Below are 26,264 nucleotides of genomic sequence, written 5' to 3' on the forward strand. Positions count from 1 at the left end.
GGAGGAGAACACATGAACCAAGACTACATTTCCTACATTCGTTCTAAGGTGGGGCATGATAAGGTTATTCTCAATTTTGCTGGTGGAATCTTGGTTAATGATGAGGGCAAGGTTTTAATGCAACTTCGTGGGGATAAGAAAACGTGGGCGATTCCTGGTGGTGCCATGGAGTTGGGAGAAAGTTCGGTAGATACAGCCAAACGTGAGTTTTTTGAAGAAACAGGTATTGAAGTTGAGCCGATTCGTTTTCTTAATGTTTATACTAACTTTGAAGAAACCTATCCAAATGGCGACAGTGTGCAGACGATTGTCTTCATTTATGAATTGAGAGCAATTTCTGACATTAGGATTGAGAACTTTCAAAATGAAGAAACCCTCAAATTGCAATTTTTCTCACGAGAAGAAATCGCACAACTAGAATCCGTATCTACCAAACACCGCCTGATGCTAGAAGAATATTTCACAAATACCTTTGCGCTTGGGCATTAAATGAATGAAAAGTTGGGCTTGGCTCGGCTTTTTTGGTAGAATGGTGTATAGAAAGAAGAGAGAAAGGAGCGAGCCAGCGAGCTCAACTGAACTCGCCTACAAGGATTGGAAAAAGGTAAGATATCCTAGGTGCAAGTACCTGTACCATCTTCCTATTTTTCTGTGTCTTGCTTAACGGCTATGTATCTTAATTTATGCCAGAATTACCAGAGGTGGAAACGGTCAGACGAGGGTTGGAACGCTTGGTGGTTGGAAAAGAGATTACAAACGTTGAAGTCCGTGTCCCCAAGATGGTCAAGATGGATACGGATGAATTCAAATTGGCTTTGGCAGGTCAACGCATTCAATCAGTCCGACGCCGTGGAAAATATCTGCTCCTTGATATGGGGCAATTGGTGTTGATTTCTCACTTGCGGATGGAGGGGAAATACCTCCTCTTTGAAGATGAGATTCCTGATAATAAACATTTTCATGTCTTCTTCCATTTCACAGATGGGGCAACCTTGGTCTATCAGGATGTCCGGAAATTCGGGACTTTTGAACTACTTGCTTCATCAGAAGTAGAGCCCTATTTCAAAGGGAAGAAAATCGGTCCAGAACCAAACGCGAAAGAGTTCAAACTGGCTTCCTTTGAGCGGGCTTTAGGCTTGTCCCAAAAACTTATCAAGCCACTCCTTTTGGAGCAAAAATTAGTGGCAGGTCTGGGAAATATTTATGTGGACGAGGTGCTTTGGGCCAGTAAGGTCCATCCTGAGCGTGTGGCGAGCAGTCTCAAAAAGGCGGAAATCAAACGTCTGCACGATGAGACGATTCGGATTTTGCAGTTGGGAATTGAAAAGGGTGGTTCGACCATTCGCACCTATCGTAATGCCTTGGGCGAAGATGGAACCATGCAGCAGTATTTACAGGTCTATGGAAAAAAGGGAGAGCCATGTCCGCGGTGTGGCACTCCGCTTCAGAAAAAACAAGTAGGAGGGCGGGGCAGTCATTTCTGTCCTAAGTGTCAGAAACTATGAGTCAAATAATTGGTCTTACAGGTGGGATTGCTTCGGGAAAATCAACTGTTGTTGAAGCCATTCGTCAGGCAGGTTATCGGGTTATTGATGCAGATCAGGTCGTGCATGATTTGCAGGCCAAGGGTGGGAAGCTCTATCAGGCCTTACTGGCTCATTTTGGTGAAGAGATTTTAGATGATGAAGGCAATCTTAATCGCCCCAAATTGTCGCAACTGATTTTCTCTAGTCCAGAAAATTTAAAAGTATCATCAGACTTGCAAAATCAAATTATTCGAGAAGAATTGGCTTCTCGAAGAGATAAGTTGGCCCAGACAGAGGATGTTTTTTTCATGGATATCCCGCTTTTAATTGAATTGGGGTACCAAGATTGGTTTGATGCGATTTGGCTGGTGTATGTAGAAAAAGAGACACAGGTACAACGTCTGATGTCCCGGAATGGCTATAGTTATGAGGAAGCTAACCAGCGTATTCATGCGCAGATGCTCTTGGAAGAGAAGCGGGCTTACGCGGATGTTCTAATAGACAATAATGGAAGCTTAGCAGATTTGACAGGACAGGTTCAAATCCAATTGCAACAGTTACAATAAATCCAATAAGGAGGAACTTTTGACGGAAGTTCTTCTTTATTTTGTGATATAATAGGTACGTTTGAAAAAAGTTTCAGCTGCCATCTATTAGTGATGACAAAGGAAATATTGGAAAGAAGATGATAGTATTTTAAGCGAAATAGATTGGAAACAGAATTTACGGATTGCCTGGTTGGGGAATTTTTTAACAGGTGCGAGTTTTTCCTTAGTCATGCCCTTTATGTCTCTTTATGTAGAGGAGCTAGGTGCGCGTGGAAGTCAGATTGAATTTTACTCGGGCTTAGCAGTGTCTATCACAGCCTTAGCATCAGCTATCATGTCGCCTATCTGGGGGAGTTTGGCAGACCGTTATGGAAATAAACCAATGATGGTGCGCGCTTCGGCCTTTATGCTCTTTACCATGGGAGGCTTGGCCTTTGTTCCTAATGTTTTCTGGCTCTTGGTCTTGCGGCTATTAACAGGGATTTTTGCTGGTTATATCGCCAATTCAACAGCTTTGATTGCTAGTCAGGTACCACGTCACCGTGCAGGCTATGCCTTGGGAACCTTATCAACAGGCCTTGTGACAGGCAATCTGATGGGACCCCTGTTAGGAGGCTTATTGGCAGACACATTTGGGATGCGAAATGTTTTTCTGATTGTTGGGTTTCTCTTAGCTGTTTTAACAGTATTGACCATTTTCTATATCAAGGAAGATTTCACACCAGTTGAAAAGGGGCAGGAAATGCCGATGAAAGAAGTCTTAGCTCGTGTGAAGGATAGAAAAATTCTACTGGGCTTGTTTGTGACAAGTATGATCATTCAGACGTCTGCCCAGTCGATTATTCCGATTTTGACCCTTTATATTCGTCATCTAGGTCAGACCAGCAATCTCATGTTTGTGGCGGGGCTGATTACCTCTGCGATGGGGATTTCCTCTATTATGAGTTCTGGTTTTTTAGGGAAAATTGGAGACCGTATAGGGAATCATCGTCTCTTGCTGACAGCTTTAGCTTATAGTTTTTTGATGTACTGGCTCTGTGCTCATGCTAACACACCGTTGCAACTTGGGATTATCCGTTTCTTATATGGATTTGGTACGGGGGCACTGTTGCCATCTGTGAATTCCCTCTTAACGAAGTTGACGCCCAAGGAAGGAATGGCCCGCATTTTTTCCTACAACCAAACCTTTACCTATATGGGAAGTGTCTTGGGACCAATGCTAGGTTCGAGCGTAGCAGCGTATTTTGGCTACCGTTGGGTCTTTTATGCAACGTCTTGTTTAGTGGCAGTGAACCTTATTTGGTCATTTATCAATTTTAGAAAATATTTGAAAGTCAAGGAAATCGCGTGAGAGTAAAAATTAACCTGCAATGTTCCCAATGTGGGAGTAAGAATTATCTGACCAGTAAAAATAGTAAGACCCATCCACAAAAGATTGAAGTCTTGAAATATTGTCCAAAAGAAAGAAAAGTAACACTCCATGTTGAAACTAAATAAATTTTATGGTATACTATAACGAGTTATCAAAGAAAGTGAAAGAAATATGTATCAAGTTCTATTAACCATCCTTTTAGTTTTGTCTGTCCTATTGGTTGTTGTGATTTTCATGCAACCAGCTAAAAACCAATCTAGCAATGTATTTGATGCGTCAGCTGGTGCCTTGTTTGAACGTACAAAAGCTCGTGGCTTTGAAGCTGTGATGCAACGTTTAACAGCTGTCTTAGTCTTCTTATGGCTATTGATTGCGTTTGGTTTAGTGATTATTTCAAGTAGATAAATATGAGGGCTGGGACTTGTTCTTGGCTCTTTTTTATAGTAAAGGAAAATATGAAACAACAAATAAAAACATTATTAGAAACGACTGGTCCATTAGAGATGGATCAGTTGGCAGATGCCCTGGGAGCAACGAGGGCACAGGAATTTACAGAATTAGTCAAATTGATTTCCAAGATGGAAAGTCAGCGTGACCTCGTGTTTACTCGTGAAGGAAAGGTGGCCCTGCCTGCCAAGAAAGAAAAGAAACAACCGACAGTGACGGGAATTTTTCGATCTCATAAAAATGGCTTTGGATTCGTGACGGTAGATGAGGAAGAAGACGATCTTTTTGTTGGGCGAAATGATGTCAATCATGCCATTGAAGGGGATACGGTTGAAGTCATCATCAAGAAGGTAGCTGACCGAATGAAAGGGACCGCAGCAGAAGCCAAAGTCATTGACATTTTGGAACATGCCCTCAAGTCAGCTGTGGGGCTCCTGGTATTAGATGAGGAAAAGCCCAAATATGCAGGCTATATTAAATCAAAAAATCAGAAAATCAGCCAGCGGATCTATGTCAAGAAATCTCCACTAGTCCTTGATGGTACAGAGATTATCAAGGTAGATATTGACAAGTATCCTAGTAAGAAACACGACTATTTCATTGCGACCTTGCGTGAAGTAGTGGGCCATAAAGACGATGCGGGAATTGATGTTCTCGAAGTATTAGAATCCATGGATATCGTGTCAGAATTCCCAGAAGCTGTTCTAGCTGAGGCAAACCAAGTCCCTGATGCGCCGTCTGAATCGGATATGAAAGGCCGTTTGGACTTAAGAGAGGAAATTACCTTTACCATCGATGGAGCGGATGCCAAGGACTTGGATGATGCGGTTCATATCAAGCAACTGAAAAATGGCAATCTTGAATTGGGTGTTCACATTGCGGACGTGTCTTATTATGTGACGGAAGGTTCTGCCTTGGATAAGGAGGCCCTTAGTCGTGGAACTTCTGTTTATGTGACAGATCGAGTGGTCCCTATGCTACCAGAGCGTCTGTCAAATGGAATTTGTTCCCTCAATCCAAATGTGGACCGCCTGACACAATCAGCCATCATGGAAATTGACCAAAAGGGCCGTGTCGTCAAGTATTGGATTGGGCAAACGGTCATCAATACAACCTTTCGTATGACCTACTCAGATGTCAACGATATGTTGGCAGGCGATGAAGAAAAGCTAGCGCAATTCAAGGCTATTGTGCCAAGTGTTCATCTGATGGCAAAACTTCATGCGACCTTGGAAGCTATGCGGATTCGTCGTGGGGCATTGAATTTTGACACCAGCGAAGCCAAGATTTTGGTCAATAAGGAAGGTTTGCCAGTGGATATCGTTCTACGCCAACGTGGTGTGGCAGAACGCATGATTGAATCCTTCATGCTAGCAGCCAATGAGACAGTGGCAGAAGCCTTTGCTAAGCAGGAATTACCGTTTATCTATCGGATTCACGAGGAGCCAAAGGCAGAAAAATTACAGAAATTCATTGATTATGCTCGTTCATTTGGTCTGCCAATCTATGGAACTGCCAACTCGATTAGCCAAGAGGCTTTGCAGGACTTGATGGAGCGGATCAAAGACGAGCCGTTTGCAGATGTGTTGAGCATGATGCTCCTACGTTCCATGCAGCAGGCTCGCTATTCAGAGCACAATCATGGGCATTACGGGCTGGGAGCAGCGTTTTATACTCACTTCACCAGTCCAATTCGCCGATATCCCGACTTGTTGGTTCATCGTATGATAAGAGAATATCGTCAGTTGACAGAGGAAAAAGTCGCACACTTTGAAGCAGTGATTCCAGAAATTGCTAAGCAAACATCTAGTTTGGAACGTCGCGCCATCGAGGCAGAACGTGAAGTAGAAGCCATGAAGAAGGCTGAGTATATGCAGGAGTTTGTTGGTCAGGAATTTGACGGTGTCATCTCAAGCGTCGTGAAATTTGGTCTCTTTGTCGAGTTACCAAATACAGTAGAAGGTCTCATTCATGTGACCAATCTACCAGAATATTTCCATTATAATGAGCGTACTTTAAGCCTACATGGAGAAAAGTCTGGTTTGCTATTTCGTGTGGGACAGCCAATTCGGGTGAAATTGACGAAAGCAGACAAATTAACGGGAGAAATTGATTTTGTTCACCTCCCTTCTGATCTGGATGTGGTTGAGAAAACGAGGAAAAATCTTAAAGAAAAGGGTAATCGGAAAAAAAGAAGCCTGTCTGAGAAAAAGATTTCTGTCCGTAAGACAGACAAGAAGAAATTTTACAAAGAAGTAGTCAAAAAAGGAGGCAAGCATGGCAAAAGGCGAAGGACAAGTCGTCGCGCAAAATAAAAAAGCACGTCATGATTATACAATTGTAGATACGGTGGAGGCAGGTCTTGTTTTGACTGGAACGGAAATCAAATCTGTTCGCGCAGCTAGAATCAATCTAAAAGATGGATTTGCCCAAATCAAAGGAGGGGAAGCATGGCTGGTGAATGTCCATATTGCTCCCTACGATGAAGGCAATATCTGGAATCAAGATCCGACACGGACCCGTAAACTCCTTCTACGCAAGAAGCAAATTGCTCAGTTAGAGGGAGAGGTGAAGGGAACAGGAATGACCCTTGTCCCACTAAAGGTTTACATCAAGGATGGTTTTGCTAAAGTCTTACTTGGCCTTGCCAAAGGAAAGCACGATTATGATAAGCGTGAATCGATCAAACGCCGCGAACAAGATCGCGATTTACGACGTACCATGAAAGCAGTCAATAACCGATGATAAAAAGCAGGGAGCCAGATGTTGAATGCTGGAGGACCTGCTTTTTTAATTTTCGAAAAAAATAATAGGAATCCCCCCAAATTGGGGGTGCAAAAGTCTTTGAGAGATGATATAATAACAGTAAGCGCTTTTATAGTCGCCCGATTTGTTTTATTAACCAGTAAATGGAGGACGTTATGAAGAAAACAGCAGCCCTTTCCCTTTTGTCGACGCTATTGCTGTCAACTGTTGCTCTTAATACAGTTGCTTATGCAACAGATGAGCAAGCTACGACAACTGCCAGTACAACGATGACTAGCAAAACCGTATCTAGTGCATCAACTGCCGCCACTACAACTCCTGCACCCGTTGAAAACACTACGCCTAAGACGTTGTTAGAAAATGATGCAGCTCCTATTATGACTATTTTGCACACAAATGATATTCACGGACGGATTGTGGAAGAAAAATCGGTCATTGGGATGGCGAAATTAGCCAGCATTGTAGCAGCTAGTAGAGCACAGGGAACAACTTTGGTGTTGGATGCAGGGGATGCTTTCCAAGGGCTTCCAATTTCCAATAGTACCAAGGGTGAAGATATGGCACGTATTATGAATGAGATTGGTTACGATGCCATGGCTGTGGGAAATCACGAATTTGACTTTACACTTGAGCAGGCGACACGTTACAAAGAGTTGCTAAACTTCCCGCTTCTTAGTGCCAATACCTATGTCAACGGAGCTCGTTTATTTGAAGCCTCTACAATTATTGACAAGGATACCAAGGTAACAGGTGACGAAGTTGTAGTGATTGGGGTCACAACTCCCGAAACTTCTACCAAAACTCACCCTAATAATGTCAATGGTGTGACCTTTGCGGACCCAATTTCTGAAGTGAATAAAGTCATTGCGGAAGTTGAAGCGCGTGCAAAAGCTGAGGGCAAGGAATACAAGAATTATGTCATTTTGGCCCACTTAGGAATTGATTCTACTACACCAGTTGAATGGCAAGGGTCTACCTTGGCACAAAACCTTTCAGAAAATCCTCAATTAGCCAATAAAAAAGTAGTGGTGTTAGATGGGCATTCTCATACAGTAAGCACGGCTACTTATGGGAATGTAACTTACAATCAAACAGGTAGTTATCTCAATAATGTCGGAAAGGTGACCTTGAATTCTGAGAAAGTCTTATCAGCTGGCCTTATTACGACAGCAGAAGGACAGGCCTATGAAGCCGATCCAAAAATTGCAGCACTAGTTGCAGATATCAAAGCAAAGTATGATGCTGAAAATGCCGTAGTAGTACGTGATACGAACCCTGTTGAATTGAGCGGGAAACGAGAACATGTACGTGTGCGCGAAACCAATCTTGGCAACTTGATAACAGATGCTCTCTTTGCTTATGGGCAAACAGGATTTGCTCATCCAAGTAATCTTGCTGTAACAAATGGTGGTGGAATTCGTGAAACCCTGGCCAAAGATGCTCCAATTACTAAAGGTAGCATTATTGCTGTATTGCCATTTGGAAATAGTATTTCTCAAATTCAAGTGACTGGTCAGCAGATTCAAGAAATGTTCCAAAAATCATTGAGTTCTGTTCAACAAGTGAAGGATGGCGCGCCTGTTCTTGATGAGAATGGACAACCTCTCCTTGAAGCTAGTGGTGGTTTCTTGCAAGTATCCGGCGCCAAAGTGTACTATGATACAACATTACCAGTGGAGAAACGTATTCTAGGGATTCAAGTATGGGACCATGCTAGTCAGTCCTATCAAAATCTTGATGTTGCAAAAACTTATTACCTAGCAACCAATGATTTCTTGGCCGCAGGTGGAGACGGTTACACCATGCTTGGTGGAGCGCGTTCAGAAGGTCCATCAATGGACTCAGTCTTTGCAGACTACATAAAAACTGCAAAATTAGAAAACTATGCTACTATCAATCCTAATTCACGGGTGATCTCTATTTCGGAAACAGCAGATGCTAATAAAAATGGGATTCCAGACTATAAAGAATTCCTCGGATTGGTTACTCCACCAGCATCTACGACAGTTACTACAATGAACACAACCATCACCACATCAAATCCGACCACAAGTCAGACACCAGTAGTTGATGGCAATGTGCCTACAAAACCAGGACAAAAAGGCTCTAAGAAAATTTTGCCACTAACCAATGCAACAAACTCTATCTGGCTAGTTGTACTAGGAATTCTCTTAGCAGGTGTAGGAGTCTTTAAATTGTCTCACCGAGACTAGACGTATATAAAATAAGAAAAAAATGATAGAACAGCTATCATTTTTTTCTTATTTTATATGGGATGAAGGACTTGCTGATGTTCTAAATAAAAAACGAACAGCCAACTCAGAAAATGAGCTGGCTGTTCAGGAGATTTATGAAAAATTTTAGGATACACTTATAGTATACAGGATTTTTTAGGAAGTGCATCCGTCTTGGGACCTATTTTACAAAAAAACAGATTTGTGATAAGATGAAAATCAAAAAAAGGAGATTTCAAATGAGCATTCGTCCAGCAAGAGAAGCAGATATTCCAGCCCTTCAAGAGTTATTAAAAGAAATTTTATTGGTCCATCATGAAGCACGTCCTGACTTATTCCAGGCTCAAGGACAGAAGTTTAGTGAGGAGGATTTGAAAGAAGTATTGGAAAAGCCGGATTGCCCAGTTTTTGTTTATGAAGAAGATGGGCAGGTCTTGGGGCATCTCTTCTGTGAGATTCGTGTACCAGATGATAGTGTCCGAAAACCTGTTAAGGCACTTTTTATTGAGGACCTTTGTGTGGTGCAGACTGCGCGTGGAAAAGGGATTGGACAACAACTCTATCAATTCGCTTTGAATTATGCTCGAGAAATTGGCTGCTATCATCTGACCTTAAACGTCTGGAATGACAACCAAGGTGCTTTACAATTTTACGAAAAAATGGGAATGACTGCTCAACAAACACAGATGGAAATTCGCTTATGAGAAAAAGAGGCTTAGGCCTCTTTTTCTTGTCTCAATAGTTGGAGCAATCTTTTTGCGGTTTCGAGATTGGTGTGTTTTTCTTTGCGGAGTTGCTGGGCAATGGTGTCTACTTCAGCCTCAGTTGCACCTGCCAGAATAGCGAGTGATTTGGCGTGGAGTTTCATATGGCCCTGCTGGATACCAGTTGTGACAAGGGCACGAAGAGCCGCAAAGTTTTGGCATAGGCCAGTGGCAGCTATCAAACCAGCAAGTGTTCGTGCATCAGGTTGCCCAAGGATATCAAAAGCGACCTGTACCTTAGGATTGAGGCCGATGGAGCCCCCGACCGTCGCAATGGGAAGTGGTATTGTCAATTGCCCGACTAATTCTTCTCCCTCGATCTCCCAGGTAGAAAGGCCACGGTATTGTCCATCGCGGCCTGCATAGGCATGGGCACCCGCTTCGACAGCACGCCAGTCATTCCCAGTCGCAAGAACAAGGGCATCAATCCCATTGAAAATCCCTTTATTATGGGTCGCTGCCCGATAAGGGTCCACTTGGGCCAAACGGCTTGCTAAGGCAATTTTTTCAGCTGTTTCTTGGGCAATGGCGGAGCTGGTAGCAAGTGTTGAAATCGCTATTCGGCATTCGGCTGTAACTAAGGATTCTGTTGCATAGTTGGAAAGAATGGCCATGAGGGCCTTGCCCTTTGTCAAATCTTCCAAATAATCCTTCATCCCTTCCAACATAGTATTGAGGATATTGGCCCCCATGGCTTCTTTGACGTCAACAGATAGATAGACAATCAGAAATTCGTCCTTTTCTTCTACCTGTATTTTCCGTGCGCCTCCTCCACGTTTGACGATAGACGGGTGGCCTTGATTCGCAAGGTTTAAAATGGTATCTGTTTCGGCTAGGATTTGTTGTCTGGCTTCTGCGGAATTTGGAATATCATAGAGAGCTACTTGACCAATCATGAGGCGTTCGTGAATAGTCGCTGTAAATCCAGATGATTTTCCAATGATTTTAGCTCCAAGTGAACAGGCTGCCACAACAGAAGGCTCTTCTGTTACCATTGGAAGGCTGTATTCCTGGCCATTGAGCCAAAATTCAGGAACAACAGAAAATGGGAGAGCAAAGGTTCCTAGATGGTTTTCTGCCATCTTTCCTGCAATCGTCTCTGGCAGATTATGGTCCTGTTGGAGAATGGCAAGACTTTCTTCAGAGAGCGCGCGTTCATGCACAAGAAGGTCTATTCGCTCTTGACGTGATTTTTTATAAAATCCTGAAAATGTGGACATAAGGTCTCCTTTATAGGGAAAAAGCCAGTTGGATTTGCCAACTGGCTTGATGTGGCTAGTTTATGCGGTAGATCCGTTTGTAATCTTGGATGCCTGTAAGTGCAAAAGTTGTAGTGTCTATTGGAAGGTTTACCGCATTTCCGTTCTCGTCTATATCAATTTCTTCAAAGAAAATTGATTCGTATTCTGAGACAGTCAGAATTGTGCGTTCTTGCAATTCTGCAAGACGGTCATTCCGCAATTTCTCACGGTAACCTTCTACAAGTCGTCCGCTAAAGATTTCACAGACGGCACCACTACCATAACTATAAAACAAGACTTCATCTCCTGTCTTCAAAGCAGCGCTATTTTCCAAAAGAGAAAGAAGTGATAGGAAGATAGACCCTGTGTAGATATTCCCAACGATTTGGTTGTAAACAATCGCTTCGTAGAATCGTTCTGTCAGGCGATCCAGAGTTTCGGGGTCGTCTTGAGCAATGGCACGAAGACCCTTTAGTCCTTGTTTTGAGAAAGGAATATGGAGGCACATGGCTGCGAAATCGGCTAAGACCTTCCCTGTCCGTTTTTGGTATTCCGTAAAGGTTGTAGTCAGACAGTCGGTGTACTGCTCTGTCGAATACTTCCCGTCTACACGAGGGTACTTATCATCATTTGGACGCCAAAAGTCCATGATATCACGGGTTTGACACACATTATCATTGTTCAAAATGAGAATGTGTGGATCAGCCGCAACAAGCATGGCAACGGCTCCTGCCCCTTGAGTAGACTCACCAGCTGACGCAATGCCGTATTTGGCAATATCACTGGCAATCACTAGGACTTTAGAGTTTGGAAATTGTGCGATATGACTTTTAGCTAAACTCAAACCTGCAGTAGCTCCGTAGCAGGCTTCTTTGATTTCGATAGAGCGGGCAAAGGGTTGGATATTTAATAGGCCATGAATGAAGACGGCCGATGCCTTACTTTGGTCAATACTGGATTCAGTTCCTACAATGACCATGTCAATTTGTTTTTTGTCTTCTTCTGTTAAAATAGCTTGTGCGGCTTGTGCACCTAGTGTCACGATATCCTGTGTCACAGGAGCAACAGCCATTTGACTTTGAAGTAAACCAATTTTAAATTTATTAGGGTCAATAGATCGTGCTTCCGCTAAATCTGCCAAATCTAAGACATAATTCGGTGCGGCAAAGCCGATTTTATCAATACCAATATTCATAACTTATCCTTTTTGTGCATTGGAAATAATCAGTGAAATCCCCTGACCCCCACCAATACAGAGGGAGCAGAGGCCAAAATGACCTTTCCGTTTTTGTAATTCGTGTATCAAACTGACGAGGATGCGGGTACCACTTGCTCCAATTGGATGACCAAGGGCAATTGCCCCTCCATTGACATTTACTTTTTCAGAGGAAATTCCTAATTCATCGATAACTGGGATAGCCTGTGCTGCAAAGGCTTCATTGAGCTCGACAAGATCCATGTCTACAATGGTTTTACCTACTTTTTGTAGCGCTTTTTGACTGGCTTCAATCGGTCCTAAGCCCATATAGGCAGGATCCAATCCGCTAGTTGCATAAGCTTCAATATAAGCAAGTGGTTGAATGCCTAGCGTAGTAGCTTTTTCTTCAGACATTAAGACGACGACAGCACAACCATCGTTAATACCTGAAGCATTGCCAGCAGTAACGGTCCCGTCTTTTTTAAAGGAAGGGCGTAATGCAGCGAGCTTTTCGAGTGATGTTTGGCGAGGATACTCGTCTGTATCAAAGAGACGCTCTTCACGTCCGACTTTTACAGTCAAAGGAACAATTTCATCTGCAAATCGTCCAGTCGTTACCGCTCTGAGTGCTTTTTCTTGACTAGCAAGTGCAAAAGCATCTTGCGCTTCACGTGAAATCTGATATTTTTCCGCAATATTTTCAGCGGTGATACCCATATGAAGTCCACTAAAAGCATCGGTCAAGCCATCTTTCAAAAGACTATCTTCTAACTGGATATTGCCTAATTTTTTACCAAAACGGCTGTCTGTTGACAGGTAGGGAGCCTGACTCATTAGTTCAATGCCACCTGCAACCACAACATCTTGGTCACCCAAGAGGATAGACTGAGCAGCTAGCAGAACTGATTTTAGTCCCGAACCACAAACCTTATTGACAACGAAGGCAGAACTGGTTTCAGGAATACCAGCTTTCAGCGCGATTTGACGGGCAATATTTTGTCCTTGACCAGCACCTAGTACGTTCCCAAAAATAACTTCTTCTACTAAAGTGGGATTTATATGTTGTTTTTCTAGTGCGAAGCGAAGAACTTGAGCGCCTAGTTCAGCCATTTTGCTGTTTTTTAGACTTCCACCAAAGCTTCCAATTGCTGAGCGATAGGCAGAGACAATCGCAACTTTTTTCATTTTTCCTCCCATGTTCTAGTATATATATTTCTTTTCAACCTTACCATTATATCATTTTTACCATGAAAATCGAAGAAATATTCTCAGACTTTAGACCTATTTTTAAGAAATAGAGATGAAAACGCAATCAGCACTAGGAAAGGCTAGCTTTTTCTATGCTTTTTGTGTAAAATAGAGGAGTAAAAAGGCTAAAGCCTGAAATTTAAAGGAGAATACGAATGGTAAAATTGGTTTTCGCTCGCCACGGTGAGTCAGAATGGAACAAAGCTAACCTTTTCACTGGTTGGGCAGACGTTGATTTGTCAGAAAAAGGGACACAACAAGCAATTGATGCTGGTGCTTTGATTAAAGAAGCAGGTATTGAGTTTGACCTTGCTTTCACATCTGTCTTGAAACGTGCGATCAAAACAACAAATTTGGCACTTGAAGCAGCAGATCAACTTTGGGTTCCAGTTGAAAAATCATGGCGCTTGAACGAACGTCACTACGGTGGTTTAACTGGTTTGAACAAAGCAGAAGCAGCAGAAGAATTTGGTGATGAGCAAGTTCACATTTGGCGTCGTTCATATGATACTTTGCCACCAATGATGGCTAAAGATCATGAACATTCAGCACACACTGACCGTCGTTATGCACACCTTGACGATTCTGTTATTCCAGATGCAGAAAACTTGAAAGTTACTTTGGAACGTGCACTTCCATTCTGGGAAGATAAAATTGCGCCAGCTCTTAAAGATGGTAAAAACGTGTTTGTAGGTGCACATGGGAACTCAATTCGTGCCCTTGTAAAACACATCAAACAATTGTCTGATGACGAAATTATGGATGTCGAAATCCCTAACTTCCCACCACTTGTCTTCGAATTTGACGAAAAATTAAACGTCACTGCAGAATACTACCTTGGAAAATAATAGATAAAAATTGCTTAAACAGCCCAGTCCGGGCTGTTTTTTTGAGCCCGAAATGAATAATCTAGGGGAGTGAAACAGTCCGGGGGACTGTTTCAGCCTAGCTCCAAGAAATGAGAGAGAGCTAGTTAGTCCGGGGGACTGTTTCAGCCTAGCTCCAAGAAATGAGAGAGTTAGGAAAAACTAAGTAGCTGGTAATGTTTGGGTTAACCATGTTTCACATTCGATTCTAGCATCCGATACTATCAATAAATTATCTTTTCTTTGTGAAAAGTATTGCAATCTTTTTTTCTCTTGATATAATAGTAACGGTAATAGAGTAATAGAAAAGGAAATGGTATGTTTACACCAGAAGAAATTTTAGAAAAGACGATTCATACAGGCGAGCACAAAATCGAAAAAACTTTTTTGCAAAAAGCCATTTTAGGCTTTATTGGTGGGGCTATGATTAGTTTGGGCTATCTTCTTTATATTCGTATTGCTGCTGCGGGGATGGATACGCTGGGACATTTTGCCGGTGTTGTCGGAGCAGCTGCCTTTCCAATTGGTTTGATTGTCATTCTTTTAGCTGGTGGAGAATTGATTACAGGAAACATGATGGCTGTATCTGCTGCCTTTTTTGCGAAGAAAATTTCCCTATCGGATCTTGCTAAAAACTGGCTTGTTATCACTATTTTCAATGTGATTGGTTCAATCTGTGTGGCGTATTTCTTCGGTCATGTAGTTGGTCTTACAGCCTCAGGGCACTATCTGGAAGAGACCATTGCAGTAGCGCAGGCTAAGATTGCCGCAAATCCTCTGCAAGCTTTCATTTCTGGAATTGGCTGTAACTGGTTTGTCGGTCTTTCTTTGTGGCTTTGCTATGGCGCTAAGGATGCGTCGGGTAAAATACTAGGGACATGGTTTCCAGTGATGACTTTTGTTGCGATTGGTTTCCAGCACAGCGTGGCTAATGCCTTTGTGATTCCAGCTGCTATTTTTGAAGGTGGAGCGACTTGGTTGGAATTTTTACAAAATTTTGTCTTTGTCTATGCGGGAAATATTATCGGTGGTGCAGTTTTTGTTAGCCTATTTTACTACCTTGTCTATGGTCAAAAAAGCACGCATTAAAAGCAAGCCTATCAGTAGTTGGTAGGCTTCTTTTTATGATATACTATTCTTATCAAAAATTGAGGAGGTTTTTATGGCTAGTCTTAAAATGTTGCATGCATGTCTGCGTGTTGAAAATTTAGAAGCATCACAAAAGTTCTATGAAGAAGCTTTTGGTTTCGAGGTAACACGTCGCAAGGACTATCCTGAACATAAATTTACCTTGGTGTACATGGCGTTACCAGGCGATGAATTCGAGATTGAATTGACGTATAATTATGGACATGGTTCATATGTAGTTGGAGATGGTTTTTCTCACTTGGCCTTGTCTTCTAATGATTTAGAAGGGGATAATGCAAAACACAAAGCTCTTGGTTATCCAACGACAGATCTTTCTGGTCTCCCTGGAAATCCAGGACATTATTACTTTGTTACAGATCCAGATGGTTACCGTGTAGAAGTGATTCGTGCTGACTAAATGAAACAGGTCAGAGGCGCAGAATAAACGACAGTCCAATTGGGCTGTTTTTTGTTTGTCTGTTATTGATCATAAAAATAAGTGCGATTAGTTTTTAGGCTGACAGAATTAGGCAGGTAAGCTATCCAATGGAATGTTGAAATAAAAATTTGCTAAATTTGAGATAGATTGACAAAAAACAATAAATATAATAGGATAATAGATAAGAGTTTTTTTGGAAAGATGGAATGAATGAAAAAGATAGGATTGATTCTAATAAACTTATTATTGCTTGCCTTGATAGTTGGAGCAGGGAAATACTTGATGGCAGTCTGGCAAGAGAGACAAGTTACTGATTTTCTTCATGAGAAACGAACAGCCTTAGCACCTAACAATCAATATGTTCTGCAAGAAGGAAATGTTGGTAGTACGCATGTCATAGCTTATGTTCCTACCAATGAAAAAAGAGAGCGAATCGCCACAATGGGAGAGGCGATGCAGAGTCATGTACGAGAATTGATTGGGGAGCGCAAACCTGTTGGGAAGATTGATGAGTTCTTATTTGTGGTACCGCAGGAACTGGATACCCATTTCAGCAAGGTGAAGCAGCTAGAGTTGGTCACTCACCGCTTTGAGATGGATCATTTTAAAATTTCTGAAGAGAAAAGTGAGCGCACTCCGTCAATTTTGATAGCAGAAGACCTGCAAGTCTTTACTCTTGACCGCTTATTTACCAATAAGGATGCTGTCAAGGAAGTGATAGCCAACCAAGTGAAAAAAGTGTTGGAAGAAAAAGTACTACCAGCGGATCAAGTTACTGCGTCAGTTGAAAAGGTAAAACAACTTAATCTAGGAGAGTTGGCGTTTTCTTATGAAAATAGCCAATTGAGTCTCGTATTGCCTGAGCAAAAAATCGGAATAGCAACTCTTTCTCTGAATATCTCAGACTTATTTGAAGTATTAGATATTTCGTATTTAGCAGCAGAAGACCAAAAGAAATATGAAGAATACCAAGCGGAAAAGGCACGTAAAGCTCAAGAAAAAATGATTGCATTAACCTTTGATGACGGACCAAATCCAGCCACAACTACGCGAATTTTGGATTTATTGAAAAAGTATAATGCCAAAGCAACCTTCTTTATTTTGGGTCAAAATATCGCTGGAAATGAGGACATTTTGAAACGGATGGTGGCAGAAGGTCATGAGGTCGCAAACCATTCATGGAGTCATCCGAATTTAACAACGTTACCGCCTGAACAAGTGAAGCAAGAAGTGGAGCAGACACAGGTGGCGATTGAAAAAGCGATTGGAAAACGTCCGACTATGATGCGTCCACCTTATGGAGCTGTCAATCAGATGGTCATGAATACGATGAATTTGCCCGCAATCTATTGGTCTGTGGATAGTTTAGATTGGAAAAGTCGCAACCCGCAAGCGATTTTAAGTGTGGTACAGGCCAATACACAACCTGGTAGCATCATTCTGATGCACGATATCCATGCGCCAACCGCAGATGCTTTGGAACCCGTCTTACAGTATCTTCAATCACAAGGATTGACGACTGGGACGATGACGGATTTAGTTGGAAAAAATTTAAATCCACAATATGTGTATTATGATCGGACAAGTGCGAGACCTGCTCAATAGGCCCCTAGTTTGAAAGAATCTACTAATAGATTCAAAGGCAGCTACACTGGTTTGAAAGATTCTATAGTAGTATGTTAAAAAAGTAAAAGACCATCATTCTAGTGAGAGATGATGGTCTTTTTTTGGCTCTACGGTTGGCCGTACCAAGCGATTCCTTCTTGTTTCCATCCGCGGGTACCAAGTACCTTGTACTCATTGGCATCTTTTGTGAAGAGATGTTTTCTTAAACCTGCATGGTAGAGACGATAAACAGGGACAGTTCCTGATGAGCGATAGGCAATGCCTTCTTGTTTCCATCCGCGGGTACCAAGTACCTTGTACTCATTGGCATCTTTTGTATAGAAGTGGTACTTAATAACTGGATGATACAAGCGGTAGACAGGTTCACCCTTTTCTTTTTCGGTCTTCCAAGCGATTCCTTCAGATTTCCAACCTCTCGTTTGGAGTATCTTGTGTTCATTCTTATCCGTTGTGTACAAATGAACTTTCAAGCCTGCGTGGTAGAGGCGGTAGACTTCGCTCAGCTGAGTGGTTGGTTTTGTTGTCGATTTCGTTACTGGTTTCGTTGTAGCTTTTGTTGTCTGCGTTGTAGTAGCCTTAGTTGTTGGTTTTGTTGTGCTGACAGTTGTAGTTGTCGGTTTCGTCGTGCTTACAGTTGTGGTTGTTGGACTTGGTGTGACAGTTGTTGACGGTGTTGGAGCAGGGGTGTTGGCCGATTTTTTAGGAATGGAGCCGTGTTTAGCTTTGTACTCTGACCACCCCCACACAAACATGGTAACAGGATGTTTATAGAAAACACCGTCTGTGTTTAAAACATTAGTACCGTCAGGCAAAATAAGTGCCGTAATTCTGTTCTGACTTGCATCATAGTAGATATAGTCAGAAACCTCTGCATAGGTAATATCATATCTAACTAAGCTACTAGTTATGCCAAAACGAGGGTCATCTTCTGCATAAAATTGTCGAGCATACTTATTTACTTCTTCTCCTATAGCATTTAGTCGCTGATAGAGTACTTGGCCCTTAGCTTCATGCTCAGCCAGCTCTTGTTCAAGTTTTTTTAGCTGTTCGTCTGTCAATTGAGTTTGATAAGGTCGTCTTTTTAGTTCATCCCATTTTGCACTATATTCGTCCAAAGCTGCGGTTACTGTTTTATACATAGCAGAAATCTCTGCTGGGGTTAGAACTTTGTCCTTCTCAGTGATAGCTGTATCATCCGCAAAGGTCACTTTTGCTCCGATGGAGGGTGCTACTACTCCAGTAGCTAAAAGTACTACTGTTGATGCAAGTGTGATTTTCGAAAACAATGCCTGGTTTTTCATAATCGAAAACTCCTTTAAAAATTTTTAATAGTGTCAAATCCTCTTGACAGCCTTACTTTACCATATCGTATAGCAAGCATATTGCCAGAAGGAGGGGAGTGAAAAATTTTTTAAACTTTTTTAAAAATTTTTATCAAATTTTATTCGACTGTGGGGTGAAAACTTAGAAACCGGCTTGATAATCCAAATTGGCAGAAAAAAAGCAGCCACAAGGACTGCTTTAAACAGTATAAAGTTGTTGATTCTTCAAGATGATTTCAGTGACGGGGGCATATTTTTTCAATGTTTTTAAGTCATTTGGATGGGAGACGAGAGTGATGACAAGGCCGGCCTTGCCCATCCGTCCCGTTCGTCCTGCGCGGTGAGTGTAGGCTTCCTTGTCACGAGGTATTTCAAAATTAAGGACACATTCTAGATTGTCAATATCAATCCCGCGAGCCACTAAGTCGGTCGCAAGTAAAAGGGCTATTTCCTTATTCTTAAATCGTTCAAGGATGACTTTGCGGAATTTAACATTGACATCAGAGGCGAGCGACACTACATTGGCTTGATGATAGCTGAGTTTGTCTTCCGTTGCTCCAAGGTCTGACAAGCTATTGAAGAAAGTCAAAGCTCTGAAATCAGGGATATTCGAGAATTTTCGCAAGAGATCGAGACGATCTCGCTTGTCGACCATCATATAGCAATGCTGGATATGATCCAGTGGTTGTTGAGTGAGGTCAATGGTCAGAATATCATCGTCTATTTTATTGGTATCAAATTTGGCAGTCGCACTCATGTAGATGAGTTGATGATCACGAGGAGCGTAATGAAGAATTTTATCTACAAAGTGATATTGAGAGTCGCTAAAGAGCTCGTCAAATTCATCCAGAATGATGGTGTTGATATTCATCATCTTGATTTTTTTCAGTTTGATGAGTTCAAAAATCCGTCCTGGAGTGCCGATGAGGATTTCAGGTCCTTTTTTCAAGCGTTCAATTTGTCGTTTTTGACTAGAACCTGATAGAAATAGTTGAGCAGTTAAGCCAAGGGGTTCTGCCCAAGTTTTACAGACATCAAAAATCTGTCCTGCCAGTTCAGTGTTTGGGGATAGGATAAGTAGTTGTTGGGCTTTTTTAGCTTGCAATTGTAAGAGACTAGGCCAGAGGTAGGCAAGCGTCTTGCCAGTTCCAGTAGGACTGATTCCTAGAAGATTTCTTCCCTCTGTAATCGGAGCGAAGGCTTGAACTTGGATAGGAGTAGGTTCTGTAAATCCAAATTCTTGTAATTGTTTTTGCCAGATAGCTGGAAATTCGTGGTACATATTGGGTTCCTTTTTCTTTTCTATAATGGTGCGGAATTGGTTCTATCTTTCATTATACCATGATTCGTGGTAAAATAGAAAAAGCAATAAATTGGATTAGGGATTAGGTACTATTCTCATGAGAAAAAGAAAATTGGAGTAATACCTAATCGAACATTATAGGAGTAAGCATGACGAAAAAACCGATTATTATTGGCGTAACAGGCGGTTCTGGTGGAGGTAAAACAAGTGTCTCACGAGCAATTTTAGATAGTTTTCCTGATGCACGAATTTCCATGATTGAGCATGATTCTTACTATAAGAATCAATCGCATTTGACTTTTGAAGAGCGGGTCTTGACAAACTATGATCATCCTTTAGCTTTTGATACGGATTTGATGATTTATCACTTAAGTGAATTGTTGGCAGGCAGAGCAGTCGAAATTCCTATTTATGATTATACGCAACATACTCGAAGTGATAAGACTTATCTACAAGAACCACAGGATGTCTTTATCGTAGAGGGGATCTTAGTACTTGAGGATAAGCGCTTGCGGGACTTGATGGATATCAAACTGTTTGTGGATACGGATGATGACATTCGGATTATTCGTCGGATTAAACGCGACATGCAGGAGCGTGGACGTAGTTTGGACAGTATCATTGAACAGTATACGAGTGTGGTGAAGCCGATGTACCATCAATTTATCGAGCCAACCAAGCGTTATGCGGATATTGTCATTCCAGAAGGAGTATCCAATGTTGTTGCGATTGACCTAATTAATACCAAGGTTGAAAGTATTTTGAGAGAGAGAAGTTAGTATGCCAAGACAACGAATTTTGCCTCATATTATCATGGGGGTGATTTCTGCTTGTGATACGCGAGTAACTGGCAAGCAGATTACAGATTATGTATACCGTGAGATTGGAGAATTTTGGCAGGTAGCCCATAGTCAAGTTTATCCTGAACTCAAGCGGATGGTGAAAGAAGGGACATTAGAATGCCATCCAGTGCCAGATAATGACAAGGAAAAACACTATACTTTGACTACTCAAGGCCGCGAAAAACTGGAAGAATGGCTGGCAGTACCTAATGAGGAAACTCCTCAGCAGAAAGATATTTTTTCCTTGAAAATGTTCTTTATTCGGACGATGGACGATGAGAGAATTACAGGCTTGTTAGAAGGTCAGATTGCACTTTTAGAAAAACATTTGGCCCATTTGCTTGACCGCAGAGAGTGTTTGTTTTCAAGTGAGGATATGATAACAGAGAATTACGGTCATTATCTCGTTTTGGAGCGAGCTATTGCACGTAATGAAGCACAGTTAGAGTGGTTGAAAAGGACTTTGTCACAACACACAGGCAAATAATATGTGCCTCTTGATCAGTGACATAAGTTAAAAGAAGATCGAGGAAAGAAAAGATGTCCATGCAACAGGGAATAACGCTTGTTTTGCTGATGTGGAATATGGTTGTATTTGCAACCTATGGCTTAGACAAAGGGAAAGCACGTCGGCAGGCATACCGGATTCCAGAAAAAGTATTATTAGGGATGGCTATTGGTCTAGGCGGTCTAGGCGCAATGACTGGAGGTTATTTTTTTCATCATAAGACTAAAAAATGGTATTTCAAATTGATTTGGCTATTGGGTTTAGTTGTGGAATTTGCCTGTCTGTATTGGATTTGGCATGCCTCTATTCAACACCTTTTTTAATAAGGGGTAAGGAAAGCAACAGAAAGGCAGTGTGTCTTTCTGTTTTTTGTTGATTTTGTGCTATAATAGAACCATGTTACAAAAAGAAAAAAAATCAAATTATCAATTACTTTTAGCTCAGCTGGAGGCCTTGCTTGAAGGGGAGACCAATGCACTTGCGAACTTGTCAAATGCCTCTGCATTGCTCAATCAAGCCTTGCCCAATTCGGTCTTTACAGGATTTTACCTTTTTGACGGAGAAGAGTTACTTTTAGGTCCCTTCCAAGGCGGTGTTTCCTGTGTCCATATTGCTTTAGGCAAAGGTGTCTGCGGTGAATCTGCTCAAAAGCAAGAAACCATTATTGTAGACGATGTGACCACACATGAAAACTATATTTCTTGTGATTCAGCAGCCATGTCTGAGATTGTAGTACCTATGCTGAAAAATGGAAAATTGCTGGGTGTTCTTGACTTAGACTCGCGTTTGAAGACAGATTACGATGCAATAGATAAAGAATATCTAGAACAGTTTGTTGCTATTCTAGTTGAGAAAACAGACTGGAATTTCGCTATGTTTGGAGAAAAGCACTAATGTATCAAGCTCTTTATCGGAAATACCGAAGCCAAACCTTTGAAGAAATGGTAGGCCAAGAAGTGGTTGCTACAACCCTTCGTCAGGCTATTGAACAAGGGAAAATTAGCCATGCCTATCTCTTTTCTGGCCCACGTGGAACAGGAAAAACATCCGCTGCCAAGATTTTCGCTAAGGCCATGAATTGTCCAAATCAAGTCAATGGTGAACCTTGCAATGACTGTTATATCTGTCGGGCTATTACAGAAGGTAGTCTGGAAGACGTCATCGAAATTGATGCGGCTTCTAATAACGGGGTTGATGAAATCCGTGATATTCGTGACAAATCAACCTATGCACCAAGTCTTGCCAAATATAAGGTTTATATCATCGATGAAGTGCACATGTTATCCATGGGGGCTTTCAATGCTCTCTTGAAAACATTGGAAGAACCGACTGAGAATGTTGTCTTTATCCTTGCAACAACCGAACTGCATAAGATTCCAGCGACGATTTTGTCACGGGTACAACGTTTTGAATTCAAATCGATCAAGGTTAAAGACATTGAGCGACACCTAGTAACCATCTTGGATAAGGAAGGCTACACGTATGAGCCAGAGGCTATTGCGATGATTGCTCGACGAGCTGAAGGTGGAATGCGGGATGCTCTTTCTATTCTAGATCAAGCACTGAGTTTGAGTGCTGACCAGCATCTTCTTCTTGAAACAGCTGAAGAAATTACAGGGTCCATCAGCTTGCGTGCCTTGGATAACTACCTAGCTCATATCCGTCAAAAAGAAGTGCCAGAGGCCTTGAATCAACTGCAGATTATATTTGATAATGGCAAAAGCATGAATCGTTTTGCGACGGATTTGCTCTATTATTTGCGAGATTTGTTGATTGTCCAAACAGGGGGTGAAAATACCCATACAAGTTCGACATTTACTGACAATCTGGCCTTTTCACGCGAGAAAATTTTTGCCATGATTGAGACTGTGACCAAGGGACTGCAAGACATCAAACAAAGTCCCCAACCAAAAATTTACGCAGAAATGATGACCATCCGTCTTTCAGATGAACCCCAAGTCGTTGAAGGTAGTAGCCTTCCAACGACCGTCACAGCGGAAATTGAACAATTAAAAACGCAGGTAGCCCAACTGCAGGCAGAATTAGCCAAAAGAACCCATGCTGCAGTAGAGGTCCAACCAGTTTCTCGCAGACCGCAACAACCTAAAAAATACCGTTTAGATACAAACCGTGTCCATACGATTTTACAGGAGGCGATGGAAAATCCAGCTCAGGCCAGAGAAAATTTGACCCGTCTACAAAATGCATGGGGGGAAGTCATCGAAAGCCTGTCAGGAGCTGACAAAGCTTTATTGAGTGGTTCGCAGCCCGTTGCGGCTAACGAGCACCATGCTATCCTTTCTTTTGATTCTGCCTTTAATGCAGAACAGACCATGAAACGGGATAATCTCAATACCATGTTTGGTAATATTCTCAGTCAGGCTGCCGGTTTTTCACCTCAGATTTTAGCGATAGCCCAAGAAGATTGGGTGCATATCCGTGCAGAATTTTCGGCTAAAGCACGAGGTCAAAAAGAAGAAGTAGAAACAAGGCCGTCAAATGATGTTCCAGAGGCCTTTCAATTTTTAGCAGACCAAGCAACAATCGTTGACGATTGATATCTTCTAAATGCAAATTAAAAATCAGCTAAAATGCTGATTTTTTGTTATACTGGTCCTATGAGAATTTCAGAATTTGTACTACTAGCCCTTTTTACCTGTTTGGCGACTTACTGGATGAACGATGCAATCTTGACAGGAAGTGTGTTTTGGGCTATCTTATACGGAAGCATCGTAGCCCGGAATTTATCATTTGCCTATAAAGTGACGAGGTTTATTCGATTGGTGGAAACTGCTACCAAGAAGAAAGACTAATTTCTCCACTGGTCAGGGTTGCTTTTTGACCATCTTCTAGCTGTACCACTAAGTGACCGGCATCTGTTATTTCAATAGCATGGCCAGAGTAGGTTTTTTCTTGTCTTACAAAGCTCACTTGTTTTCCAAGGACAAGTGATTTTTCTTTGTAGAGAGCAACTAATTCTTCTTCTGGCGTATTTTGAAAGGTTTTCCAAATTGTTGTAATCAACTCTTGTCGTGTCAAATTTGGTTTTGTATCAAATAAATTCCCAGCCTTGTTCTCTAATTCCTTTGGGAAATGAGGTAAATAGAAATTCAGTCCCACTCCGATAATGACATCGGTAACAGTTTGATCTTCAATTGATGAAATAGCTTCCGTCAGTATGCCGGCGATTTTTTTTTCATTGAAATAGATATCATTCACCCATTTGATCTGAACAGATTTTCCCGTCAACTCTTGTATGGCCTTGACAATAGCTGCCGCTACCAATATAGTATAGGGTTTGAAATCTACCAAGGGGGTATTCGGTGTTAGGTGAAGGCTCATGTAGATGCCTCCGCGGTCTGTTGCATGAAAGGACCGTCCATTCCGTCCTTTGGCTGCTAGTTGATGAGGGGCAAGGTAAAGGGCTGGTGCTGGATGATTGTGTTCAATTCCTATTTTAGCATCTAGCTGGGTTGATTGACTATTCTCGTGATAGAAGACAGGGATATCCAAATCCTTACTTAATTGGCGAGGGACAAGTAAGTCTCCTTCTACCAGTTTGTAGCCAGAATGACGGGCGGATTCAACGACTAATCCCTTTTTTTCTAACATCTGAATAGCCTTCCAGACAGAAGTTCTGGAAATTTGGAATTCTTGGGCTAATGCTTCACCACTTATGTAGCCCGATTCTTTTAATAATCGATAATAGATTTTTTCGTAGGTTTTCATAGTCTCATTATAGCAAAATTCTTATCTAAAATGGTAGAATAGTACTAATGATTGAGAAGGAGACATTATGAATACACTAGATTACATTGTGAAATTGACCAATACGCCATCGCCAACGGGCTTTACCAGTGGTATTATGCAGTATGTCAAAGAAGAAGTCGAGGGTTTTGGCTACACAGCGTTGAAGACACCAAAAGGTGGCGTGATGGTGACGGTTCCAGGGGAAAATGATACAGAGCACCGCATGGTAACGGCTCACTTAGATACATTAGGGGCAATTGTACGAGCGATTAAACCAAGCGGCCGTTTGAAGATGGACTTGGTTGGAGGATTTGGTTATCCATCTATTGAGGGGGAAAACTGCTTCATTCATGTGGCTAAAAATGGGAAAACCTATACAGGTACAATTTTGATGCATCAAACTTCTGTGCATGTTTACCGTGATGCCAGCACAGCGGAGCGCAATCAGACCAATATGGAAATTCGTCTGGATGAAAAGGTAACGTCAGAAGCTGAAACCCGTGCATTAGGAATTGAAGTGGGTGATTTCATTTCTTTTGACCCAAGAACAGTGGTAACGGAATCAGGATTTATCAAGAGCCGTCACCTGGATGACAAAGTGTCTGCGGCGATTTTACTTCATCTACTCAAACGCTACAAGGAAGAAGGAGTTACCCTACCTTATACTACCCATTTCTATTTCTCAAATAATGAGGAAATTGGCTATGGGGCAAATTCGAGCATTCCTGCTCCTGTGGTTGAATACTTGGCAGTTGACATGGGCGCAATGGGTGATGACCAGCAGACTGATGAATACACAGTATCCATCTGTGTCAAGGATGGTTCGGGACCGTATCATTATGAGCTTCGTCAGCACTTAGTAGCCTTGGCAGAGGAAAAAGGAATCCCCTATAAGTTAGATATCTATCCGTATTATGGAAGTGATGCCTCAGCAGCCATGAGAGCTGGGGCGGATGTTCGTCATGCCCTTCTTGGAGCTGGTATTGAATCCAGCCACTCTTACGAACGGACCCATCTAGATTCTGTTGATGCTACTGAAAAGATGGTAGATGCCTATCTATTATCAGATATGATCGAATAAAACCAATAAACCCACCCTACAATTTCTGTAAGGTGGGTTTTTCATGTGATGCAGT

Annotated in this window: 28 protein-coding genes; 22 read left to right on the plus strand and 6 right to left on the minus strand. The window is 41.9% G+C overall.

Translation table 11 applies throughout. From position 1 onward, the window contains the following. Window positions 1-12 precede the first annotated feature (12 nt). From A3I9_RS0100405 to A3I9_RS0100455, 11 genes are all read left to right on the plus strand, one after another. The gene (locus tag A3I9_RS0100405; RefSeq protein ID WP_018377102.1) at window positions 13-489 is read left to right on the plus strand and encodes an NUDIX hydrolase; all 477 of its coding nucleotides are present in this window, start codon (window positions 13-15) and stop codon (window positions 487-489) included. A 194-nt stretch (window positions 490-683) separates the two neighbouring features. Next, entirely contained in the window at window positions 684-1,505 is an 822-nt protein-coding gene (gene mutM / locus A3I9_RS0100410; RefSeq protein WP_018377103.1) for a DNA-formamidopyrimidine glycosylase, read from the plus strand. Next, a complete protein-coding gene (gene coaE / locus A3I9_RS0100415) occupies window positions 1,502-2,092 on the plus strand; it encodes a dephospho-CoA kinase (protein ID WP_042361573.1) in 591 nt (196 codons plus the stop codon). The genes mutM and coaE overlap by 4 nt, the downstream gene beginning before the upstream one ends. A 139-nt stretch (window positions 2,093-2,231) precedes the next feature. After that, window positions 2,232-3,425 carry a multidrug efflux MFS transporter gene (locus A3I9_RS0100420; RefSeq protein WP_026217267.1) on the plus strand — a complete coding sequence of 398 codons (1,194 nt, stop codon included), beginning with the start codon at window positions 2,232-2,234 and terminating at the stop codon, window positions 3,423-3,425. Further along, the gene (rpmG, locus tag A3I9_RS13095; protein WP_083903891.1) at window positions 3,422-3,571 is read left to right on the plus strand and encodes a 50S ribosomal protein L33; all 150 of its coding nucleotides are present in this window, start codon (window positions 3,422-3,424) and stop codon (window positions 3,569-3,571) included. Before A3I9_RS0100420 ends, rpmG begins: the two co-directional genes overlap by 4 nt. 46 nt (window positions 3,572-3,617) lie before the next feature. Further along, window positions 3,618-3,851: a preprotein translocase subunit SecG gene (gene secG / locus A3I9_RS0100425; RefSeq protein ID WP_018377106.1), complete on the plus strand. Its 234-nt coding sequence runs from the start codon at window positions 3,618-3,620 to the stop codon at window positions 3,849-3,851. A gap of 50 nt (window positions 3,852-3,901) precedes the next feature. Continuing rightward, the gene (gene rnr, locus A3I9_RS0100430; RefSeq protein ID WP_018377107.1) at window positions 3,902-6,208 is read left to right on the plus strand and encodes a ribonuclease R; all 2,307 of its coding nucleotides are present in this window, start codon (window positions 3,902-3,904) and stop codon (window positions 6,206-6,208) included. Next, window positions 6,171-6,638: an SsrA-binding protein SmpB gene (gene smpB / locus A3I9_RS0100435; RefSeq protein ID WP_018377108.1), complete on the plus strand. Its 468-nt coding sequence runs from the start codon at window positions 6,171-6,173 to the stop codon at window positions 6,636-6,638. The genes rnr and smpB overlap by 38 nt, the downstream gene beginning before the upstream one ends. Window positions 6,639-6,814: 176 nt before the next feature. Continuing rightward, complete coding sequence (gene nt5e, locus A3I9_RS0100445) at window positions 6,815-8,872, plus strand: cell surface ecto-5'-nucleotidase Nt5e (RefSeq protein ID WP_018377110.1); 2,058 nt, start codon at window positions 6,815-6,817, stop codon at window positions 8,870-8,872. Between the two features lie 22 nt (window positions 8,873-8,894). Continuing rightward, window positions 8,895-9,023, plus strand: coding sequence for a hypothetical protein (locus tag A3I9_RS13785; RefSeq protein ID WP_018377111.1), 129 nt, complete (start codon window positions 8,895-8,897; stop codon window positions 9,021-9,023). Window positions 9,024-9,132: 109 nt separating this feature from the next. Then, window positions 9,133-9,597 (plus strand): GNAT family N-acetyltransferase, encoded by a 465-nt coding sequence (locus A3I9_RS0100455; RefSeq protein WP_018377112.1) that lies wholly within the window; start codon window positions 9,133-9,135, stop codon window positions 9,595-9,597. An 11-nt stretch (window positions 9,598-9,608) separates the two neighbouring features. On the opposite strand, the gene A3I9_RS0100460 is transcribed toward A3I9_RS0100455, so the two are convergent. From A3I9_RS0100460 to A3I9_RS13310, 3 genes are read right to left on the minus strand one after another with little or no spacing between them, the layout of a single operon-like run. Beyond that, window positions 9,609-10,877, minus strand: a complete 1,269-nt coding sequence (locus A3I9_RS0100460) for a hydroxymethylglutaryl-CoA reductase, degradative (protein ID WP_018377113.1) — start codon at window positions 10,875-10,877, stop codon at window positions 9,609-9,611. A gap of 55 nt (window positions 10,878-10,932) precedes the next feature. Beyond that, a complete protein-coding gene (locus A3I9_RS13305; RefSeq protein WP_018377114.1) occupies window positions 10,933-12,093 on the minus strand; it encodes a hydroxymethylglutaryl-CoA synthase in 1,161 nt (386 codons plus the stop codon). Window positions 12,094-12,096: 3 nt separating this feature from the next. Beyond that, window positions 12,097-13,281 carry an acetyl-CoA C-acetyltransferase gene (locus tag A3I9_RS13310; protein WP_018377115.1) on the minus strand — a complete coding sequence of 395 codons (1,185 nt, stop codon included), beginning with the start codon at window positions 13,279-13,281 and terminating at the stop codon, window positions 12,097-12,099. Between the two features lie 218 nt (window positions 13,282-13,499). Between A3I9_RS13310 and A3I9_RS0100475 the strand changes: the two genes are divergently transcribed. The 4 genes from A3I9_RS0100475 (at window position 13,500) to A3I9_RS0100490 (ending at window position 17,382) form a co-directional block, all read left to right on the plus strand. Then, on the plus strand, window positions 13,500-14,192 hold the full coding sequence (locus A3I9_RS0100475; protein WP_018377116.1) for a phosphoglycerate mutase: 693 nt from the start codon (window positions 13,500-13,502) through the stop codon (window positions 14,190-14,192). A 336-nt stretch (window positions 14,193-14,528) separates the two neighbouring features. Then, the gene (locus A3I9_RS0100480; protein WP_018377117.1) at window positions 14,529-15,299 is read left to right on the plus strand and encodes a formate/nitrite transporter family protein; all 771 of its coding nucleotides are present in this window, start codon (window positions 14,529-14,531) and stop codon (window positions 15,297-15,299) included. A 73-nt stretch (window positions 15,300-15,372) separates the two neighbouring features. Further along, window positions 15,373-15,756, plus strand: a complete 384-nt coding sequence (gene gloA / locus A3I9_RS0100485; protein WP_018377118.1) for a lactoylglutathione lyase — start codon at window positions 15,373-15,375, stop codon at window positions 15,754-15,756. A gap of 231 nt (window positions 15,757-15,987) precedes the next feature. Then, the gene (locus tag A3I9_RS0100490) at window positions 15,988-17,382 is read left to right on the plus strand and encodes a polysaccharide deacetylase family protein (protein WP_018377119.1); all 1,395 of its coding nucleotides are present in this window, start codon (window positions 15,988-15,990) and stop codon (window positions 17,380-17,382) included. A 128-nt stretch (window positions 17,383-17,510) separates the two neighbouring features. Here A3I9_RS0100490 and A3I9_RS12945 read toward each other — a convergent pair whose 3' ends face one another. Together A3I9_RS12945 and A3I9_RS0100500 are read right to left on the minus strand one after the other, a co-directional pair. After that, on the minus strand, window positions 17,511-18,704 hold the full coding sequence (locus A3I9_RS12945) for a hypothetical protein (protein ID WP_018377120.1): 1,194 nt from the start codon (window positions 18,702-18,704) through the stop codon (window positions 17,511-17,513). Window positions 18,705-18,924: 220 nt separating this feature from the next. Beyond that, window positions 18,925-20,007 (minus strand): DEAD/DEAH box helicase, encoded by a 1,083-nt coding sequence (locus A3I9_RS0100500; protein ID WP_018377121.1) that lies wholly within the window; start codon window positions 20,005-20,007, stop codon window positions 18,925-18,927. Window positions 20,008-20,177: 170 nt separating this feature from the next. On the opposite strand from A3I9_RS0100500, the gene udk reads away from it, so the two are divergent. The 6 genes from udk to A3I9_RS13105 all read left to right on the plus strand — a co-directional run bounded on the left by udk (window position 20,178) and on the right by A3I9_RS13105 (window position 24,191). Beyond that, the gene (gene udk, locus A3I9_RS0100505) at window positions 20,178-20,807 is read left to right on the plus strand and encodes a uridine kinase (protein WP_018377122.1); all 630 of its coding nucleotides are present in this window, start codon (window positions 20,178-20,180) and stop codon (window positions 20,805-20,807) included. A 1-nt stretch (window position 20,808) separates the two neighbouring features. Further along, window positions 20,809-21,357 (plus strand): PadR family transcriptional regulator, encoded by a 549-nt coding sequence (locus tag A3I9_RS0100510; RefSeq protein ID WP_018377123.1) that lies wholly within the window; start codon window positions 20,809-20,811, stop codon window positions 21,355-21,357. A gap of 53 nt (window positions 21,358-21,410) precedes the next feature. Next, window positions 21,411-21,701 (plus strand): DUF1294 domain-containing protein, encoded by a 291-nt coding sequence (locus tag A3I9_RS0100515; RefSeq protein ID WP_018377124.1) that lies wholly within the window; start codon window positions 21,411-21,413, stop codon window positions 21,699-21,701. A gap of 73 nt (window positions 21,702-21,774) precedes the next feature. After that, complete coding sequence (locus A3I9_RS0100520; protein ID WP_026217268.1) at window positions 21,775-22,272, plus strand: GAF domain-containing protein; 498 nt, start codon at window positions 21,775-21,777, stop codon at window positions 22,270-22,272. Then, on the plus strand, window positions 22,272-23,936 hold the full coding sequence (gene dnaX / locus A3I9_RS0100525; protein WP_018377126.1) for a DNA polymerase III subunit gamma/tau: 1,665 nt from the start codon (window positions 22,272-22,274) through the stop codon (window positions 23,934-23,936). The genes A3I9_RS0100520 and dnaX overlap by 1 nt, the downstream gene beginning before the upstream one ends. A gap of 117 nt (window positions 23,937-24,053) precedes the next feature. Then, complete coding sequence (locus tag A3I9_RS13105; RefSeq protein ID WP_245538917.1) at window positions 24,054-24,191, plus strand: DUF3272 family protein; 138 nt, start codon at window positions 24,054-24,056, stop codon at window positions 24,189-24,191. Here the strand turns inward: A3I9_RS13105 and birA are convergent. Then, window positions 24,172-25,107, minus strand: coding sequence for a bifunctional biotin--[acetyl-CoA-carboxylase] ligase/biotin operon repressor BirA (birA, locus tag A3I9_RS0100530; protein WP_018377127.1), 936 nt, complete (start codon window positions 25,105-25,107; stop codon window positions 24,172-24,174). The genes A3I9_RS13105 and birA overlap by 20 nt on opposite strands. Window positions 25,108-25,174: 67 nt before the next feature. On the opposite strand from birA, the gene A3I9_RS0100535 reads away from it, so the two are divergent. After that, window positions 25,175-26,209 carry a M42 family metallopeptidase gene (locus A3I9_RS0100535; protein WP_018377128.1) on the plus strand — a complete coding sequence of 345 codons (1,035 nt, stop codon included), beginning with the start codon at window positions 25,175-25,177 and terminating at the stop codon, window positions 26,207-26,209. Window positions 26,210-26,264 lie beyond the last annotated feature (55 nt).

It is taken from the genome of Streptococcus ovis DSM 16829 (assembly GCF_000380125.1).
Classification (GTDB): Bacteria; Bacillota; Bacilli; order Lactobacillales; family Streptococcaceae; genus Streptococcus; species Streptococcus ovis.